The organism is Pseudomonas sp. HP_14 (assembly GCF_055283875.1).
Genome location: NZ_JBTOQI010000044.1, coordinates 124387 through 143522 on the forward strand (window position 1 = coordinate 124387; position 19136 = coordinate 143522).

At 55.6% G+C, this 19136-nt stretch carries 13 protein-coding genes; 9 read left to right on the top strand and 4 right to left on the bottom strand.

What is annotated here, in order from left to right; translation table 11 throughout:
• Positions 1–18: 18 nt before the first annotated feature.
• The 3 genes from mdaB to ggt all read left to right on the top strand — a co-directional run bounded on the left by mdaB (position 19) and on the right by ggt (position 3558).
• Positions 19–603, top strand: coding sequence for an NADPH:quinone oxidoreductase MdaB (gene mdaB, locus ACYASS_RS23635; protein WP_463587922.1), 585 nt, complete (start codon positions 19–21; stop codon positions 601–603).
• Between the two features lie 112 nt (positions 604–715).
• On the top strand, positions 716–1612 hold the full coding sequence (locus ACYASS_RS23640) for a LysR substrate-binding domain-containing protein (RefSeq protein WP_463587923.1): 897 nt from the start codon (positions 716–718) through the stop codon (positions 1610–1612).
• Between the two features lie 278 nt (positions 1613–1890).
• A complete protein-coding gene (gene ggt, locus ACYASS_RS23645; protein WP_463587924.1) occupies positions 1891–3558 on the top strand; it encodes a gamma-glutamyltransferase in 1668 nt (555 codons plus the stop codon).
• A gap of 281 nt (positions 3559–3839) precedes the next feature.
• On the opposite strand, the gene ACYASS_RS23650 is transcribed toward ggt, so the two are convergent.
• A complete protein-coding gene (locus ACYASS_RS23650) occupies positions 3840–5423 on the bottom strand; it encodes a peptide chain release factor 3 (protein ID WP_463587925.1) in 1584 nt (527 codons plus the stop codon).
• A gap of 346 nt (positions 5424–5769) precedes the next feature.
• Between ACYASS_RS23650 and ACYASS_RS23655 the strand changes: the two genes are divergently transcribed.
• The 4 genes from ACYASS_RS23655 to ACYASS_RS23670 are packed head-to-tail and all read left to right on the top strand — an operon-like array spanning position 5770 to position 9222.
• Positions 5770–6483 carry an ABC transporter permease gene (locus ACYASS_RS23655; RefSeq protein WP_122666789.1) on the top strand — a complete coding sequence of 238 codons (714 nt, stop codon included), beginning with the start codon at positions 5770–5772 and terminating at the stop codon, positions 6481–6483.
• Positions 6484–6498: 15 nt separating this feature from the next.
• On the top strand, positions 6499–7392 hold the full coding sequence (locus ACYASS_RS23660; RefSeq protein WP_122666788.1) for a glycine betaine ABC transporter substrate-binding protein: 894 nt from the start codon (positions 6499–6501) through the stop codon (positions 7390–7392).
• 13 nt (positions 7393–7405) lie between these two features.
• The gene (locus ACYASS_RS23665; RefSeq protein WP_087266619.1) at positions 7406–8059 is read left to right on the top strand and encodes an ABC transporter permease; all 654 of its coding nucleotides are present in this window, start codon (positions 7406–7408) and stop codon (positions 8057–8059) included.
• Positions 8056–9222: an osmoprotectant ABC transporter ATP-binding protein OsmV gene (locus tag ACYASS_RS23670; protein WP_243247166.1), complete on the top strand. Its 1167-nt coding sequence runs from the start codon at positions 8056–8058 to the stop codon at positions 9220–9222. Before ACYASS_RS23665 ends, ACYASS_RS23670 begins: the two co-directional genes overlap by 4 nt.
• Before the next feature lie 220 nt (positions 9223–9442).
• On the opposite strand, the gene ACYASS_RS23675 is transcribed toward ACYASS_RS23670, so the two are convergent.
• On the bottom strand, positions 9443–10003 hold the full coding sequence (locus ACYASS_RS23675) for a hypothetical protein (protein ID WP_463587926.1): 561 nt from the start codon (positions 10001–10003) through the stop codon (positions 9443–9445).
• Positions 10004–11295: 1292 nt separating this feature from the next.
• On the opposite strand from ACYASS_RS23675, the gene ACYASS_RS23680 reads away from it, so the two are divergent.
• Positions 11296–12459 (top strand): type III PLP-dependent enzyme, encoded by a 1164-nt coding sequence (locus ACYASS_RS23680; protein ID WP_243247167.1) that lies wholly within the window; start codon positions 11296–11298, stop codon positions 12457–12459.
• Between the two features lie 99 nt (positions 12460–12558).
• Here the strand turns inward: ACYASS_RS23680 and ACYASS_RS23685 are convergent, their stop codons facing one another.
• Both ACYASS_RS23685 and ACYASS_RS23690 read right to left on the bottom strand, forming a co-directional pair.
• Entirely contained in the window at positions 12559–13389 is an 831-nt protein-coding gene (locus ACYASS_RS23685) for a hypothetical protein (protein WP_463587927.1), read from the bottom strand.
• Positions 13390–13476: 87 nt separating this feature from the next.
• Entirely contained in the window at positions 13477–15729 is a 2253-nt protein-coding gene (locus ACYASS_RS23690) for an alpha-xenorhabdolysin family binary toxin subunit A (protein ID WP_463587928.1), read from the bottom strand.
• Positions 15730–16169: 440 nt separating this feature from the next.
• Between ACYASS_RS23690 and ACYASS_RS23695 the strand changes: the two genes are divergently transcribed.
• Positions 16170–18695: a PepSY domain-containing protein gene (locus ACYASS_RS23695; protein WP_463588000.1), complete on the top strand. Its 2526-nt coding sequence runs from the start codon at positions 16170–16172 to the stop codon at positions 18693–18695.
• Positions 18696–19136 lie beyond the last annotated feature (441 nt).

Here is a 19136-nt window from a genome sequence, read left to right on the forward strand (position 1 = left end):
TACTTGATGGGGTAACGCATGAAAAAGATTCTGTTGTTGAACGGCGGCAAACAATTCGCTCACTCCGATGGTCGGTACAACGCCACCCTGCACGAAGCGGCGGTGGCTTATCTGGATCGCTCCGGGTTCGACGTCAAAGAAACTTTCATCGATGGCGGTTACAACATCGCGGATGAAGTGCAGAAGTACCTGTGGGCGGACGTCATCATTTATCAAATGCCAGGCTGGTGGATGGGCGCGCCGTGGACCGTCAAGAAGTACATCGATGAGGTCTTCACTGAGGGGCATGGTTCGCTTTACGCCAACGATGGCCGTACCCGATCCGATGCGTCGCAGAAATACGGCAGCGGCGGCTTGCTCAAGGGCAAGCAGTACATGATTTCTGCAACCTGGAACGCGCCACAGCAAGCGTTTGAAGACCCGACTGATTTCTTCGAAGGCAAAGGTGTGGATGCGGTGTACTTCCCGTTCCACAAAGCCAACGAGTTCCTCGACATGACCGCCTTGCCGACTTTCCTGGCCGTGGATGTCATGAAGATGCCGAATATTGAAGCCGACGTGAAGCGTTACGAAGCGCACTTGGCGCAGGTTTTTGGGTTGTAAGGCTGATTGAAAACTCTGTAAAGCCTCGCTCCAACAGTATTTGCACAGTCGGCATTAAACGCCTGCTCAAATTAGCGCTACTATCCCGCGTATTTTCGAGCGGAGTACAAGGATGAAAGCCCGGTCTGACGAATTACAGGTATTTGTTTCAGTCATCGAAAGCGGTTCAATTTCTGCCGCTGCCGAGCAGATCGGGCAGACGCCATCGGCCATCAGCCGCACGCTGTCGCGCCTTGAGGCCAAGCTGGAAACCACCCTGATCAACCGCACAACGCGGCGCATGGACCTGACCGAGGAGGGCAAGTATTTCCTTGAGCAGGCCCGGCAGATCCTGGCGCAAATGGAAGACCTCGAAGAGCGCCTGTCACTGCGTCACCAGACCCCGGCCGGGCGTTTGCGGATCAACGCGGCATCGCCATTCATGTTCCATTCGGTCGTGCCTTACGTGGCCGAGTTTCGCCAGCGTTATCCGGAGATCCAGCTGGAGCTCAACACTAACGATCTGATCATTGATCTGCTGGAGCAAAGTACCGACGTCGCCATCCGGATCGGCAACCTCGCTGATTCAACCTTGCATGCCCGCTTTCTGGGCAGCAGCCCGCTGAATATTCTGGCCAGCCCGGCTTATCTTGAGCGTCATGGTCAGCCGAAAACGGTGGCAGCTCTGGCCAGTCATACACTGCTGGGCTTTACCCACACCGAAACCCTCAATCACTGGCCGTTACGCCATGCCGAAGGTGATCGTTTACTGATCCAGCCAACTATTTCCGCGTCCAGTGGCGAGACCCTGCGCCACCTGGCGCTAGCGGGTGAGGGCATCGTTTGTCTGTCGCACTTCATGACCCACGAAGACATCCGGCTGGGCCGCCTGAAAGTCATCCTGCCGACCGCCAACAGCGGTCACCGCCAGCCGATTCATGCGGTGTACTACCGCAACTCACAGCTGGCGCTGAGGATTCAATGCTTCCTGGATTTCATTCAGGAGAAAATGGCGGGGTATGTGGTTTAGCGGGCCCTGCAAATGACCTCGCGGCTGAAGCCGCTCTCATAAAACAAATAACTATCTGAATTAAAAAGCTTTTTCTGTAGAAGTGAGCTTGCTCGCGATAGCGGTAGATCAGTTAATAAAATGTCGTCTGACTGACGCTATCGCGAGCAATGTGGATCGCCACCCCGGTCACTCCTACAGGTTTCATGTTTGCTGCGTGAAGGGAGCACCTCCATTTGCGTTTATGCGCGCTCTGGTCATTAATCAATCTCGTCTGACCTTCACATTAAGGAAGTCTCATGCGAGTGGTTATGTTCAAGACACTGGCTTTGTCAGTGGCAATCATCAGTTCCTCTTCAGTATTCGCCGTCACGCTGGAAGGCGGTGCGGTGGCGTCGCCTGATGAGTACGGCGCCAAGGTCGCGGCGGATGTGCTGCGCAAAGGCGGCAACGCGGTGGATGCCGCCGTCGCTACGGCGTTCACGCTCGCCGTGACCTACCCAGAGGCGGGCAACATTGGTGGCGGTGGTTTCATGACCTTGTTCATGGATGGCAAACCGTATTTCCTCGATTACCGCGAGACTGCACCTAAAGCTGCCAGCCGCAACATGTACCTCAACGAAAAGGGCGAGGTCATTGAAAACATGAGCCTCGTTGGCGCTCGCGCAGTGGGCGTGCCGGGCACGGTCATGGGGCTTTGGGAAGCGCATCAGAAATTCGGCAAGCTGAAGTGGGCTGAACTGCTGACACCTGCGATTGGCTATGCGCAGAACGGCTTCAAGGTCGCTGAAAAACAGTACATGTACCGCCAGGAAGCCTTGGAGCTTTTCAAAGGCACGACCAATTTCAATGACTATTTCGGCAGCATGAAGGTGGGTGAAACCTTGCGCCAACCTGAGCTGGCCAAGACCCTGGAACGCATCGCCAACAAAGGTGCGGATGAGTTCTATAAAGGTGAAACCGCTGATCTATTGGTCAAGCAGATGGAGCAGGACAAAGGCCTGGTGACCAAACAGGACCTTGCTGATTACAAAGCGCTTTGGCGCAAGCCGCTGCACGTCAATTGGCAAGGCAACACCTTGTATACCGCGCCGCTGCCCAGCTCTGGCGGTGTGGCGTTGGCGCAGCTGATCGGCATCAAAGAGCAGCGGGCTGACGATTTCAAAGGCGTGGCGCTGAATTCCGCCAAGTACATTCATCTGCTGGCGGAGATCGAAAAACGTGTATTTGCCGATCGCGCTGATTACCTGGGCGACCCGAACTTCACCAAGGCACCCGTTGCAGAGTTGATCGACCCGAGTTATCTGGTCAAGCGCGCGAATGAGATCAACCCGGCCGCAATTTCCCCGACCGAAAACGTCAAACCGGGGCTGGAACCGCATCAGACCACGCACTTTTCCATCGTCGACAAACAGGGCAACGCGGTCAGCAACACTTACACGCTGAACTGGGATTACGGCAGCGGCGTGGTGGTGAAGGGCGCGGGCTTCCTGCTCAACGACGAGATGGACGATTTCAGCTCCAAGCCGGGCGTCGCCAACGCGTTTGGTGTGGTCGGTGGCAGCGCCAATGCCATTGAACCGGGCAAGCGCATGCTGTCGTCGATGAGCCCAAGCCTGGTAACGCGTGACGGTCAGGTAACGCTGGTGCTGGGCACACCCGGTGGCTCGCGGATTTTCACTTCGATCTTTCAGGTGCTGAACAATATTTACGACTACAAGCTCCCGCTGAAGGAAGCCGTAGGGGCGCAGCGCGTGCATCACCAGTTATTGCCCAAGGACACCATTTACTACGATTCCCACGCACCGCTGACCGGCAAAGTTGCCGACGAGCTGAAAGCAATGGGTTACACGCTCGAAGACCAGGGCTGGGAGATGGGTAACGTGCAGGCAATCAAAGTGGACGGCACGAAGCTGGAAACAGCCTCGGATCCGCGGGGCAGGGGAGTCGGGATGGTGGTGCGGTAAGAGGGCGCTCTGCCTTTGGTAGGAGTGAGCTTGCTCGCGATGACGTTTTAACAGACAGCATCACCCTGGCTTAATTAACGCTCCCGCGAGCAAGCTCACTCCTACAGGAACCAATGATGACGTGGGACCGGCTTTAGCCGGGAAGAGGCCGGAGCAGACGCTGAATCATCTGCAGAAACACCGCCTTCCCGGCTAAAGCCGGTCCCACGTCGTCAATCAGCTTGCGGACAAACATAGAATCCCCACAGGTATTTCAGCGCCTGTGAGAGCGGCGCTTTTACTTAATGATGCTCACGCGTCGCGCGGAATTTCACGTCTGCCCAGCGCTCTTCCATCAAGGCCAGGTTAACCCGTGTTGGCGCGAGGTAGGTCAGGTGACCGCCGCCGTCCATTGCCAGGTTTTCCACGGCTTTGACTTCAAACTCTTCAAGCTTCTTCTTGTCCGCGCAATCGATCCAGCGGGCCGAGTAGACAGTGATTGGCTCGTAAGCGCATTCGACTTTGTATTCTTCCTTCAGGCGGCTTGCTACCACATCGAACTGCAGCACACCCACGGCGCCGAGAATGATGTCGTTGCTGCGCAGCGGGAAGAACACCTGCGTGGCGCCTTCTTCGGCCAGTTGCTGCAAGCCCTGACGCAATTGCTTGGACTTGAGCGGATCCTTCAGGCGCACGCGACGGAACAGTTCCGGGGCGAAGTGCGGGATACCAGTGAAGCCCAGGCTTTCGCCTTCGGTGAAGGTATCGCCGATCTGGATCGTGCCGTGGTTGTGCAAACCGATGATGTCGCCCGCGTAGGCTTCTTCGAGCATTTCACGCTCGGAGGAGAAGAAGGTCAGCGCGTCGCCGATGCGCACGTCTTTGCCCAAGCGGACATGGCGCATTTTCATGCCCTTGTCGTAGCGGCCCGAACAGATACGCATGAACGCGATACGGTCGCGGTGTTTCGGGTCCATGTTCGCCTGGATCTTGAACACGAAGCCGGTGAATTTCTCTTCAACCGGTTCAACGGTGCGCTCATTGGCAACACGGGCCAGAGGCTTGGGTGCCCAATTCACAACCGCATCCAGTACGTGGTCAACACCGAAGTTGCCCAGCGCCGTACCGAAGAACACCGGGGTCAGTTGACCGTTGATGAACTCTTCCTGATTGAACTCGTGGCAGGCGCCTTGCACCAATTCCAATTGCTCGACGAAACGGTCGTACTCGTCGCCCAGGTGAGCGCGGGCTTCGTCCGAATCCAGCTTCTGGATGATCTTGGTTTCAGTGCGCTCGTGGCCATGGCCTGCGGTGTAGACAATGATGTAGTCGTCAGCCAGGTGGTAAACACCCTTGAAGTCGCGGTAGCAACCAATCGGCCAGGTCACTGGCGCAGCCTTGATTTTCAGGACCGCTTCGATCTCGTCGAGCAACTCGATAGGGTCGCGAATATCGCGGTCGAGCTTGTTGATGAAGCTGACGATCGGCGTGTCACGCAGACGGCAAACGTCCATCAGCGCGATGGTCCGAGGCTCAACCCCTTTACCACCATCGAGCACCATCAGCGCCGAGTCGACGGCAGTCAGGGTGCGATAGGTATCTTCGGAGAAGTCTTCGTGGCCCGGGGTGTCGAGCAGGTTGATCATGTGATCGCGATACGGGAACTGCATGACCGAAGTGGTGATGGAGATGCCGCGTTGCTTCTCCATTTCCATCCAGTCGGATGTCGCGTGACGATCTGATTTACGAGATTTCACCGTGCCAGCGACGGAAATGGCCTTGCCCATCAACAGCAGTTTTTCTGTGATGGTGGTTTTACCCGCATCCGGGTGGGAAATAATGGCGAAAGTGCGGCGTTTCGCGACTTCGGCGGCCTGTTGGGTCATGGGAAATCGCCTGGCAGGTGAGTCAAAAAAGGGCGCAGATTATAGCCTAAGTCGAGGCAATAACCGTACCGTTGAGTAGATGCGCGGTGGCCAATTAGCATCTTTCATGGGAACCTTTCAGGTCGTGGAGACGTCCATTCCCCCGTCAAGGCCAGTAAAACGGCCAACGTCAGGGGCTGATTCATCAGCATTGTTGGCTTGACGAAGCTGCGCTAATGGCTTGTGTTTTCGCCGAGGGCAACCTCAATGGCGACCCACCCGCTGCTCTTCGCGAACGTTATTCCTGATCACCTGCAAGGGTCGGTCAACGGCAACGCGTTCGCCGACTGAAATAAGGAGTCCGCCTGTGGCTAATCGCTATGGCAAGGGGCTGATTGGAGGTGCGGTTGTAATCGCACTCCTGGCCCTGCTGATCCACTGGATCGGCATCAGTACTATCAAGCAATACCAGGATGACCTGCTTTTCTATCTGCAAGCGCACCTGGTTCTGGTTCTGGTTTCAATGTTGGCGGCCCTTGTGGTCGGGATCCCGGCGGGCATTGCCCTTAGCCGACCCAGTATGGTTGGCCGCGCCGAACGCTTCATGCAGATCTTCAACATTGGCAACACCGTTCCACCTCTCGCCGTTCTGGCCATTGCCCTCGGGATTCTCGGGATCGGTAGTGGACCTGCGATCTTCGCGCTGTTCCTCGCCTCGCTGTTGCCCATCGTGCGCAACACCTATGAAGGCCTTAAAAACGTTCAGGGTTCACTCAAAGAAGCGGCTGTCGGCATCGGCATGACGCCGCGTCAGGTTTTGTGGCGGGTGGAATTGCCCAACGCCGTGCCGATCATCGTCGGTGGTGTGCGTGTCGCGCTGGCCATCAACGTGGGGACTGCACCGCTGGCCTTCCTGATCGGCGCCAACAGCCTCGGCAGCCTGATCTTCCCGGGCATCGCCTTGAACAATCAGCCGCAACTGGTGCTGGGCGCAGCGTGTACCGCTCTGCTGGCATTGCTGCTCGATGGTCTGGTGACACTCGCCAGTCGTACCTGGCTGGAACGCGGCCTGACTCGCTGAGCGAAAGGATTACCGATGAAAAAATTATGCTTGTTTCTAGGCTTTGCCATGCTGTTCCCGGCATTTGCCCAGGCAGCGGACAAACCGCTGCTGCGCATCGGCGCTCGTGTGTTTACCGAGCAGACCATGCTCGCTGAACTCACCGCGCAGTACCTGCGTACCAAAAACTACGACGTGCAAATCACTGGCGGTCTGGGCAGCAACCTGGCCCGTAGCGCACAGGAAAGCGGTCAGCTGGATCTGCTGTGGGAATACACCGGCGTTTCGCTGGTGGCTTACAACCACATCGATGAAAAGCTCGACAGCGAACAAACCTACGCACGGGTGAAAGAAGTCGACGCCAAGAAAGGCCTGGTCTGGCTTTCGCCGTCGAAATTCAATAATACCTACGCCTTGGCGTTGCCGCAGAAAGTGGCGGACAAATACCCGCAGGTCAACACCATGACCGACCTGACCAAAGTCCTCAAAGACGAAGCCAAAGAGGGTCATGTCGTAGCGCTGGACACCGAGTTCGCCAACCGTTCCGACGGTCTGATCGGCATGGTCAAGCATTACGACATGAATCTCGGTCGTGAAAACACTCGGCAGATGGACGCAGGCCTGGTCTACACCGCGCTGCGTAACGGCCAGGTATTTGCCGGGCTCGTCTACACCACCGACGGCCGCTTGAACGCCTTCAAGCTCAAAGTGCTGGAAGACGACAAGCATTACTTCCCGGACTACACCGCCGCCCCGGTGATCCGTCAGGAGTATCTGGACAAGCATCCGGAAATTGCCACGTTGCTCAAGCCGCTGGCTGATCTGCTGGACAACCAGACCATGATCGACCTCAACGCCCGTATCGACGTTGGTCATGAAAGCCCATCCACGGTTGCCGCAGATTTCCTGCGTCAGCACCCACTTAACTAAGGAAGGAGACGATATGAGTATTTTTAGCGCCTTCTCCCACCTGGATTGGGCACAGGTCATTCAACTGACCTGGCAGCACATCACGCTGGTCGGCATTGCCGTGACACTGGCCATCGTTGTCGGTGTTCCACTGGGTGTGTTGATGACCCGCTTCCCGGCGCTCGCTGGCCCGCTGCAAGCCAGCGCCACCGTGCTGCTGACCGTGCCATCGATTGCACTGTTCGGCCTGCTGCTGCCGTTCTACTCCAAGTTCGGCCAGGGCCTTGGCCCGATGCCCGCTATTACCGCCGTGTTTCTGTACTCCCTGCTGCCGATCATGCGCAACACGTATCTGGCACTCACAGGTGTGGAACCGGGTATCCGCGAAGCCGCCAAAGGCATTGGCATGACCTTCGGCCAGCGCTTGCGCATGGTTGAACTGCCTATCGCCGTACCGGTGATCCTCGCTGGCGTGCGTACTGCCGTGGTGATGAACATCGGCGTCATGACCATTGCCGCCACCATCGGTGCTGGCGGTCTGGGTGTACTTATTCTTGCTTCAATCAGCCGCAGCGATATGTCGATGCTGATCGTCGGCGCGGTACTGGTCAGCATTCTGGCCATCATCGCTGACCTTCTCCTGCAATGGCTGCAACGTGCGCTGACTCCAAAAGGATTACTGAAATGATCGAACTACAGAACCTGTCCAAGACTTTCCAGAGCAACGGCAAAGAAGTGAAGGCTGTCGATTCGGTCAGCCTCACCGTCAACGAAGGCGAGATATGCGTCTTCCTTGGTCCTTCGGGTTGCGGCAAGTCCACCACGCTGAAAATGATCAACCGACTGATCATGCCGACCTCCGGCAAGGTGCTGATCAACGGTGAAGACACCACTGATCTGGATGAAGTGACCCTGCGTCGCAACATCGGCTACGTGATTCAGCAGATCGGTCTGTTCCCGAACATGACCATCGAAGAAAACATCGTAGTGGTCCCAAAACTCTTGGGCTGGGACGCCAAGCGTTGCCACGACCGTGCTCGCGAACTGATGAGCATGATCAAGCTGGAGCCCAAGCAGTACCTGCATCGCTACCCGCGTGAACTGTCCGGTGGTCAACAGCAGCGTATTGGTGTGATCCGTGCTCTTGCCGCTGACGCGCCTTTGCTGCTGATGGACGAACCGTTCGGTGCGGTCGATCCGATCAACCGCGAGATGATCCAGAACGAATTCTTCGAAATGCAGCGCGCGCTGAACAAGACCGTGATCATGGTCAGCCACGACATCGACGAAGCCATCAAGCTGGGCGACAAAATCGCGATCTTCCGCGCAGGCAAACTGCTGCAGATCGACCACCCGGACACCTTGCTGGCGCACCCGGCAGACGAGTTCGTGTCGAGCTTCGTCGGCCAGGACAGCACCCTCAAGCGTCTGCTGTTGGTCAAAGCCGAAGACGCTGCGGACAACGCCCCATCGGTCAGCCCGGAGACCCCGGTGGCCGATGCGCTGGAAGTGATGGACGAAAACGACCGTCGCTACATCGTCGTCACCGATGCCGAGAACAAGGCCATGGGCTATGTGCGTCGTCGCGACCTGCATCGCCAGACCGGCGACTGCCTGCAGTTCCTGCGTCCGTTCAACGCCACCGCGGCCTACGACGAACACCTGCGCATCCTGCTGTCGCGCATGTACGAGTTCAACCGCTCATGGCTGCCGGTGCTGGACGCCGAGAATGTGTTCCTGGGTGAAGTGACTCAGGAATCGATCGCGGAATACCTGAGCTCGGGTCGTTCACGTGGCGGCAAGACCAGTATCGTTTCGCCGGCTGAGATTGCGGCTGACGCTCAGGCCTGATGTAAAAGCCCCGCGCTGCAATGGCGCGGGGCTTGTGGACTTGAGTTGAAATACTCTCTCTGTAGGAGCGCACGAGCCCCGCGAGGCCGCGATGGCGGTGTATCAGACAGATCGCGATCGCTGCCTCGAGGGGCTCGTGAGCTCCTTCAGAGTCGTCATATATCATCGACTGCTCTAATGACCTAGAAGACCACTTTGGTTATAGACGAATTTGGCTATTTTATTTTTTGTCATAACCTCCAGCTGCATTTTTCTTATATTGCGTACCGCAGGGGTCATTATAAGAATTTCTGCATCCAATCGTGCTTTCTTGAGGACCATCCCAGCGGCCTGACGCCTCAATAGAGCCTGATGGTGGAATGCGCAGGAGTTCGTAGCTGCGTTTCTCAACGATGTCGAGCAAATACTTCCTCTGGTAGCTGTCACTAAAAAGATAACGTACGCCATCGGTGTTCTTTAGATCAAAACCCTGGAAGTCGTCATCTCGACCGGACATGAAATCATTGGTTTCGAACAGGATTACAGGGGTGCTCTGCGCACCGGCTGAATTGAGACAGCTGTTAAAAGCTGCGGATCGCTCTTTCCCTGAAATCCAGATCTGACTGAAACTCTCGTCCTCAAACTCAATGTGTCCCGCAGTTTCGGACGGGGAAGTTCTCAACGACTGGACACATTCTTCGACCTTTTCGGTTCCAGCGTCAGCGGCGTTGGCTGAGGTAGAAGCGAGTATTGGTAAGCCGGTCATGACCAGACCAAGGTAAAGTAATTTTGCAGTGCTCATGAGGCTTCTCCTGTCCATGGATCATCCTGCGATGATGCGTATCGAGTTAGATTCCTGTAAGCCTTAATGGCTTATGAATACTGTGATAGCGGGGGAGATATTTTTCTACTGTCAGAAGTGACAGGTTTTCCGTGATTCCATTACCGGCTGTCTGTATTTGGATGCGCAGCGCCGATGCTCCCAGAAGATGAACTGATGACGTAACGGGATTAACGCAATCCCCCGTGGGAGCGAGGCTTGCCCGTGATTCAGGTGCCAGATTTAGCAGGCCCACCGCGTTATCGTTTATCGCGGGCAAGCCCTGCTCCCACATGGATCGCAGCTTCGCAATTAAATTGTTTCCATGCCAACCAACGATCTTTCAACTAACCCCTGCGCAATCTCGACCAGATGCACCACCGAAAATGCCAGGTCGCTCTCACACGGTGAGATGGTCGCTGGATTCGTAGGCGGTGGCGGCTGCGCAGCGCAGAAGTTCGCTGGCGCGTTGGAGGTCTTGTTCGAGAGTGGTGTTCGTCATGATGTTTTCCCTTGTCAGGTTGGAGCCATCACTTGTCGCTCTCACACGGAAGTGGGTGGCAGCTATGTACAGGGTGAGAGACCAGTCAAAGGGAAACCGGCCAGACCTAAGTCTGCCTGCACACAGCCGCCATATCTGGCAGGCTGATGCACCCTTTTTTGCAACCGGGCTCTCACACCCGACCACTGATTTACAGTGGCGGAGCGCAGGCTAGTTCCGGGCAATGGCGGGCGCAAGCGGGTTTGAGTTTCTAGGAAACTTCACACGGGAGATAGGGACGAGGCCTGCGCAATCGTCACATTTTTTGTAGGAAACCTGGCCCCTGTAGGGGTGAGCTTGCTCGCGATAGCGGTATATCTATGAAAAAGGATGCCCCTGATCAGACGCCATCGCGAGCAAGCTCACTCCTACAGGTCTATGTGATATTCACGATCAAATCGTGTCCAGAATGAACATCAAGCTGTCACACGGGTCCGTTACTACAGTGGGGCATACGTGTCGATTCGGCAGAAACGTCTGCAAATGCGACATTTTTTGTTGATCTCTAACCCCTCAGGTCCTAAAGTTCGCGCCGAACGTCCAAGCTGGAAACGATCCATCCGGCTCAAGTACTGACGACGAGACAGCAAGGCCACGGGAGGCGACCTCCAGATGGCCTTTTTTGCTTTCGGCGGACATGCCTTGGGAAGTAGGCGAACCAAAGTGGGGATACACACGGAGGACGTTCATATGCACCCATTTATTCATTTGTTTGCCCAGTGGAGTCCGTAGCATGCCGATCCAGGTCGAAGACTATTTCCAGCGCGACACCTTCAACAAAATGAAGGCGTTTGCCGACAAGCAAGAAACCCCGTTCGTGGTTATCGATACCGCGATGATCAGCCAGGCCTACGATGACCTGCGCGCAGGTTTCGAATTCGCCAAGGTGTACTACGCCGTCAAAGCCAACCCGGCGGTCGAAATCATCGACCTGCTCAAGGATAAAGGCTCGAGCTTCGACATCGCGTCGATCTATGAGCTGGACAAGGTCATGGACCGCGGTGTCACTCCAGACCGCATCAGCTACGGCAACACCATCAAGAAATCCAAGGACATCCGCTACTTCTACGAGAAGGGCGTGCGTCTGTTCTCCACCGACTCCGAAGCTGACCTGCGCAACATCGCCAAGGCTGCACCGGGTTCGAAAGTCTACGTGCGTATCCTGACCGAAGGCTCGACCACGGCTGACTGGCCTTTGTCGCGTAAGTTTGGCTGCCAGACCGACATGGCCATGGATCTGCTGATCCTGGCTCGTGACCTGGGCCTGGTGCCTTACGGCCTGTCGTTCCACGTCGGTTCGCAACAGCGCGACATCAGCGTCTGGGACGCTGCGATTGCCAAGGTCAAAGTGATCTTCGAGCGTCTGAAAGAAGAAGACGGCATCACCCTCAAGCTGATCAACATGGGCGGCGGCTTCCCGGCCAACTACATCACCCGCACCAACAGCCTGGAAACCTACGCTGAAGAAATCATTCGCTACCTGAAAGAAGACTTCGGCGATGACTTGCCGGAAATCATTCTGGAGCCGGGTCGTTCGCTGATCGCCAACGCCGGTATTCTGGTCAGCGAAGTAGTGCTGGTGTCGCGTAAATCCCGCACCGCAGTAGAGCGTTGGGTGTATACGGATGTGGGCAAGTTCTCCGGCCTGATCGAAACCATGGACGAAGCCATCAAGTTTCCAATCTGGACCGAGAAGAAAGGCGAGATGGAAGAAGTGGTCATCGCCGGTCCGACCTGCGACAGCGCCGACATCATGTACGAGAACTACAAGTATGGCCTGCCACTGAACCTGGCCATCGGTGACCGCCTGTACTGGCTGTCCACTGGCGCGTACACCACCAGCTACAGCGCAGTAGAGTTCAACGGCTTCCCGCCGCTGAAATCGTTCTACGTTTAAGCGCCACGCTGAACAATAAAAACCCGCGAGTGATCGCGGGTTTTTTTATGAGTGCAGGTTCGTTCGCACGGACATGCGTGGGGTCAGCGTTCTGAATGTTTACAACGCCGCTTGAGCGTTATTAACCATGCCTTGGGCCTGGGTCAGGCGACTGCCCATCAGATTCATCTGGAGAATGAAGGTTCTCACATTGCTCTTGTCACTGATGAGCAACAGCTGTGTTCTGGAGTCGTTCAGGGTTTCGCGCAAGCGGATGCAGTAACCAAGCACATTACCGGCTGCTTCCAATGCAAAGGTATATTCAGCCCGTGAGGCGTCAAGGCTGCGATTGGCTAGATCCAGTTGTTTTTGCACTGGCCCGGAAAATGTTGAATCAGGTTTTCGATGCCGGGCTTCATGCTCTGCAACCTTGACCTTCATGAAGTCAACCGTGCGCGGGATAATGTCAGTGGCGCTTTGCTGAAGGAATTGAAGGTCCTTGACCGCTGTATAAAGCAAGCCATCAAAGTGGGTGAGCTTTTGCGACAGGAAATACGTGACATCGTAGGTTTTACTGGAAGGGCTGATGCCGAGTTTGCCGCTCATGTTGAATGGCTGCGCATGAAGCAACAAGGTATTCAGATTTTCTCGGACACTGTCGGTACCCTCTGGCCGCTTGTAGAGCTTGAGCTGGGTAACCAACTCGTTGGCGTCGCTGATAAGCAGGGTAATGTCCTGATGTAACTGGCGTAGCGCTTTTGCGTTCGCTGGCCATAACGGGATGTCGCGTTTGGCGCGTGCAGCAGTATCACTCATCGCTGGATGCTGGCCGCTGCCTGTTAGTGGCAGAGCAAGATTTTTCAAGAAGCTGTCGATGGAAGCGGAAAAGCCTTCAAGATAGAGTTTGAAGTTATTCAGCCCGACGACATCAGATTCACTAATTAACGCCATGGTTATGCTCGCTTATGTTGTGATGCTGGACGCAGATGCTCACCACAAGGAGGGCGCCCCCCCTTGCGGATCATCGTTTGAGTCGGTTTAGCGGAGGGCGGGCAAGTAACCCATGACTGCTTTGGCGTCTTCAATCCATTGCTGGACATAATCATCATCGCTGATTGTTGCCCGCGTGTACTTATTCACGAACGACTTCAACGACGTGACGATTTTCGAGTATTCCTGAGCATAGATAACGCGGTTATCGTCAAAGCCGTGGATAGACTCGATGAATTTGGTGCGCTGCCCCACCAGCCGCAGCTCTTCATTCTTCGCATTGATTTGCTGTGTTACTGCATCGATGCGCTTGTACAAATTGTTTCGCAGGCTTAACAGGCCGTAATAGTTCAAAGCGGCGTCAAGGTCAGCAAGGGACTTCTGCAACAGGTCAAGCGCTGCTTTGACAATAGCGGCGTGTGGTCCTGCCAGTTGAAGCGCAGCGAGTGCTTCGGCATTCAAGATGGTCTCTTCACCAATCTGGGCCAGGCCTTTGGATTCGAGCGCCTTGATCGCATCGTTCAAGGTGAGAAGTTCACCGTTCAGTCCGGTTTTACGTTCTGCAAGCGCGGCTATGTCAACGGGCAGCTGGGTGGCTTGGCTCTCAAGCCCGGCGAGGGACGTCAGGATTGATTGGCGGTTGAACGTCTCGTTAATTGACTTCAAATGATCGGCCATTGTTTTTGCTTCATCGTTTGTGGCGACGATCCCGGCCTCAATCACCTCCGAAATACGGTTGAGGATAAATTCCCGGTGATCGTCATCTTCAGCGTCTAAAAGCTCATCTTGGTACCGCGCGATATCGTCAACGGGGAACTCCAGGTTGTATGAAATTTTCTGGGCAGACTCCAACAAAACGAAGTGTGCCCGATTCAGCGTAGTGTTCAGGTTAGTGAACTTGCCAAAGAGGTTCGGCAGGTAATCCGTTTCGGTGTGATACACCGTGGCATCGACCATTTTTTCGTTGCAGGCGACTTTTGCATTGCGCATGGCTTGGGTATCGGGCTCATCAAGGGCCAGAGAATTTTTCATGATCATTAGGCTCCTGCCTTGTCGAGCTCCCTTTGGAGCATATTCTTCCTGGAATTCTTTATCGGCCTGAGCGAAGACTTCATACAAGCGCTCCGCTTCGACAGCTACCGTTTCCCAAGGCCGGACCACTGAGCGGAAGTGATGCATAAACTCGTACAGTCTGAGCGCGTCATTGATGGCATCGACACCTTGTTTGGAACGATCAATGTAAATAGTGATCTTGTTCCACACGTTGGCCAGATTCTGGGTGGCAATGTCTGCGTCAACGACAATGACATCCAGGTCCAGCAGATCCGCTCGTACGCGATGTAAGGAGGCGAGGACCTTGTCTTTGGTTCGCATTTCTGCGATTTTGGTTTCCTGCTCTTTGCGCAGTTTATTGCGGTCCGTGCGAAGTTTTTCCGCTTCAACTCCGTTGTAAATTGCGACGGCCACCCCGACAATATTCAATTTGGACGCTGCTTCGAGTGCCTCTCTCACGGATTTTTTGTAGGCGTCGTTGAGTTCCTGGATTCGAATCGCGCGATCTTCGATATCTTTACTGAGTATCTTTATGAGGTTGGCAAGGTTGCTGTTGTTAATTGCGCCAACCTTGTTCTTTATCTCGGGCAGGACTTTCTCAGCGAGCTCGCGGCTGAATATATCAAGACGTTTTTTAATGTTGTGCGCGTCGACTTGTTGCTGTCGCACGGCGTCGAGGATGTTGTTCAGGAATATGCTGAATAAACTAACGGTGTCCTTATCCGATGCGTCAAGATTGAACTCGCTGAGGCGGCCGCTGAGTTCATCTTTAAGGTTTCGAATGTCTTCGAGTGTTCTGATATTGTACGGGGCGAGTTTGTTCAGAGCCTTTACATCACTGCAGATATCGTCCATGGTAAGGGCATTGTTTTCGATATCACCGGCGAATATTTGCAGCTTGCTGGTTACTGCGATCAGGTCTGTCCGTAACGGGTTCCACGTCCGGGCGTGTTTGTTGATCAGCTCGAAGCTATCCCGGAAGTCCTTTGGTTCCAGGCCATTGCCTGCGCCTTCGCCTTCTTTGTAGCCAAGGTAGCTAATCACAGCACTCAACGTCGTTGGAAGCGCGAGGCCTGCCATTTCGTAAACTTTGATACTCTTGATCTGTTCTTTCGTCAGAATTAACCCAGGGGGGCGAGTTGAATCCTCCAACCGACCGAGGGATGCATCCATTAAAACTTGTGGCGCTTTGCCTGCTTCGTCGACTGTGGTGTCATCAGTCACTGGGGCATCAGTTTTATAAGCCATTTCATTAATCCTTTAATGAATAGAATGCTGGACAGTGTGTAGATGCTTTCAAGTGTGCAGTTTCCTGCTGCACACTCGCTAGGCTAGGTGCCCGGTGAGGGTTGGTCAAAACAGCAAGTAAGTCCAGATTTGTATTGAGTTAAGATTTAATGTTTCAACCGTTTACCATGTTCTCAATATCCGTATTCATCTCGCCGTTACAGTCCCTGAGTTAACGCCTTTTTGTTATTCAGACCCTCATTTTTGGCGAAGCGTCTTACCCAATTTGTCTGGACGGTCACCTCGTCTCTACGTTGTCTCCTACACGCTGCGTCGCCCAAGGCACGGCAGCGGGTAGATACAACCGTCCTCGCGTCTTTCAAGAACCAGATACAGATGAGAACTCATCCCTTTTAGGCGCATAATGCGCCGCATTGCGGGTCCATGAGGTCGTAAGGGTGCTGAAGAAGATTCTGTTTCAAGTCCACTGGTTCTTCGGCATCACGGCCGGGCTCGTGCTGGCGTTGATGGGTATAACCGGGGCTCTCTATTCGTTCGAGGATGAGATCCTTGAGTGGATCAACCCTGATGCGTTGATCATCGAGGTGCGTGGCACACCTTTGCCACCGGTAGAGTTGGTGCGCAAACTGGAAGCCGAAACGGGGCTGACCGTGGCGATCCTGCGCGTCCAGGTCGTGGGCGACAAAGCTGCACAGGTTTATTTCACGCCGCCACCCGGTGAGCGGCGCGGGCCGATGCGCAATTTCAACCCGTACACCGGTGAAGTCACGGGCGACGCTGCCGGTGCTGGTTTTTTTGATTTTGTTTTGCGCCTGCACCGATTCCTCGCCATGGGGGAATATGGCAAACAGGTGACCGCTGTCTGCACGCTGATTCTGATTTTCTTCTGTCTGTCCGGGCTTTATTTGCGCTGGCCACGCAAAGCGCTGAACTGGCGTATCTGGCTGACCATGGACTGGGCCAAAAAGGGTCGTAGCTTCAACTGGGACCTGCATTCGGTATTTGGCACCTGGTGCCTGCTGTTCTATCTGTTGTTCGCCGTCACCGGTTTGAACTGGTCTTACGACTGGTTCAGTAATGGTATGCACGCGTTGCTGGGTGATGCGCCAATAGGCGAGCAGCGGCGGGGTGGTGGTATGCGCCCTGTCGGTAAAAGCGAGCCAGCGCCGAAGGCTGATTATGTCGCGATCTGGAACAGTATTCAGGCGACGGCAGGTCCAGCATTGGCGTCGTACAACATTCGCCTGCCCAATACTGCCGGTCAGCCAGCGACCATTTTCTACCTGCTCAAGGATTCGCCACATCCACGGGCGCTCAACCAAATCACTCTCGACCCTGTTACTGGCAATGTCAGCGCGGTGTCCCGCTATGCCGAGAAAAGCTTCGGCGCGCAGTTGCTGGTCAGCAATTACAGCCTGCACGTTGGCAGTTATTTCGGCATGCCGGGTCGCATCATCATGACCGTGGCGTCGCTGATGATGCCGCTGTTTTTCATCACGGGCTGGTTGTTGTATCTGGATCGTCGACGCAAGAAGCGCGATGTGCGCAACGCCCGTGCGGGAGTCGCCAGCAACATTGAAGGGCCTGCATGGCTGATTGGTTTTGCCAGTCAGAGCGGGTTTGCCGAACAGTTGGCCTGGCAGACGGCCGGGCAATTACAGGCGGCCGGAATGCCGGTGAATGTTCAGCGCCTGGCGGATGTCACCGAACAGGATCTGAGCCAAAGTCGTAACGCGCTGTTTGTGGTCAGCACGTTCGGCGACGGTGAAGCGCCGGACAGCGCCCGGGCTTTCGAGCGCAAGCTGCTTGGCGCAGGGCTATCACTGGATAACCTCAATTACGCCGTGCTGGGGCTTGGCGATCGGCAGTATCAACATTTCTGTGCGTTTGCTCATCGCTTGCAGGACTGGTTGAAAGAGCGGGGCGGCCAGTCGCTGTTTGCCTCCGTGGAAGTGGACAGCGCCGACCCGGTCGCCCTGCAGCATTGGCAGCAGCAGTTGGGGCAATTGACTGGCAGTACGCCTGCGGTTCTCTGGCAAGCGCCCGCTTATGACAACTGGGTTTTGTCGCAGCGCGAACTGCTTAATCCGGGCAGCAGCGGTTCGAAGGTGTTTCTGCTGGGCCTGACACCGCCGCTGTTGAACACATGGGAGGCTGGCGACCTGGTGGAGGTGATGCCACGCAACAGCCCGCAAGCCGTCGAAGACTTTCTCGCCGGGCTGGGTATTGCGGTGAGCATGCATGTGCATATTGGCGGGTTGGAAGAACCCGTTGAAGTCGCACTGGCCAGCCGACAGTTGCCTCATCATCGGGCACATCTGGTAGGGCTGCATGCTCAAGCATTGATTGATGCATTGGTACCCTTGGCCCCGCGTGAGTACTCAATCGCGTCGATTGCCGAGGATGGCGTGCTGGAGTTGATCGTGCGTCAGGAGCTGCATCCGGATGGAGGTCTGGGGCTGGGTTCCGGTTGGCTGACGGAGCATGTTGCGCTCAACGAAGCAGTCAGCCTGCGAGTGCGGCGCAACAGTAGCTTCCATCTGCCCGCCGAGCCTCGACCATTGATCCTGCTGGGTAACGGCACCGGGCTGGCCGGGTTGCGCAGTCTGCTCAAGGCGCGCGTCGCACAGGGGCAGTTGCGCAATTGGTTGCTGTTTGGCGAGCGTCATCAGGCCCATGACTTTCATTGCGGTGACGAATTGCGGGCGTGGCTGGCGGCAGGAAAACTCACGCGGCTGGACCTGGCGTTTTCTCGTGATCAGGCTGAGAAGATTTATGTGCAGGATCGCTTGCTGCAAGCCGCGGACGAGTTAAAAGCGTGGCTTGCGGACGGCGCAGCGATTTACATCTGCGGCAGCCTGCAAGGCATGGCGGCAGGAGTGGATGCGGCGTTGATCGAAGTCCTGGGTGAGCAGGCGGTGGGAGAGTTGATCGAGGAAGGGCGGTATCGAAGGGATGTTTATTAGATTTATGGCCGGAGTGAGGACTTGTGGGAGCCGGGCTTGCCCGCGATGCATGAGGCGCAGGCAGTAGCCACACCGAGTAATCGTTCATCGCGAGCAAGCTCAGTCCCCACAGGTTCTGCGTGGACTCAGATAGTGACTGTAGGAGCCGGGCTTGCCCGCGATGCATGAGGCGCAGGCAGTAGCCACACCGCGTAATCGTTCATCGCGAGCAAGCTCGGCTCCCACAGGTTCTGCGTGGACTCAGATAGTGACTGTAGGAGCCGGGCTTGCCCGCGATGCATGAGACGCAGCCATAAGCCACACCGAGTAATCGTTCATCGCGAGCAAGCTCAGCTCCCACAGGTTCTGCGTGGACTCAGATAGTGACTGTAGGAGCCGGGCTTGCCCGCGATGCATAAGGCGCAGGCAGTAGCCACACCGAGTAATCGTTCATCGCGAGCA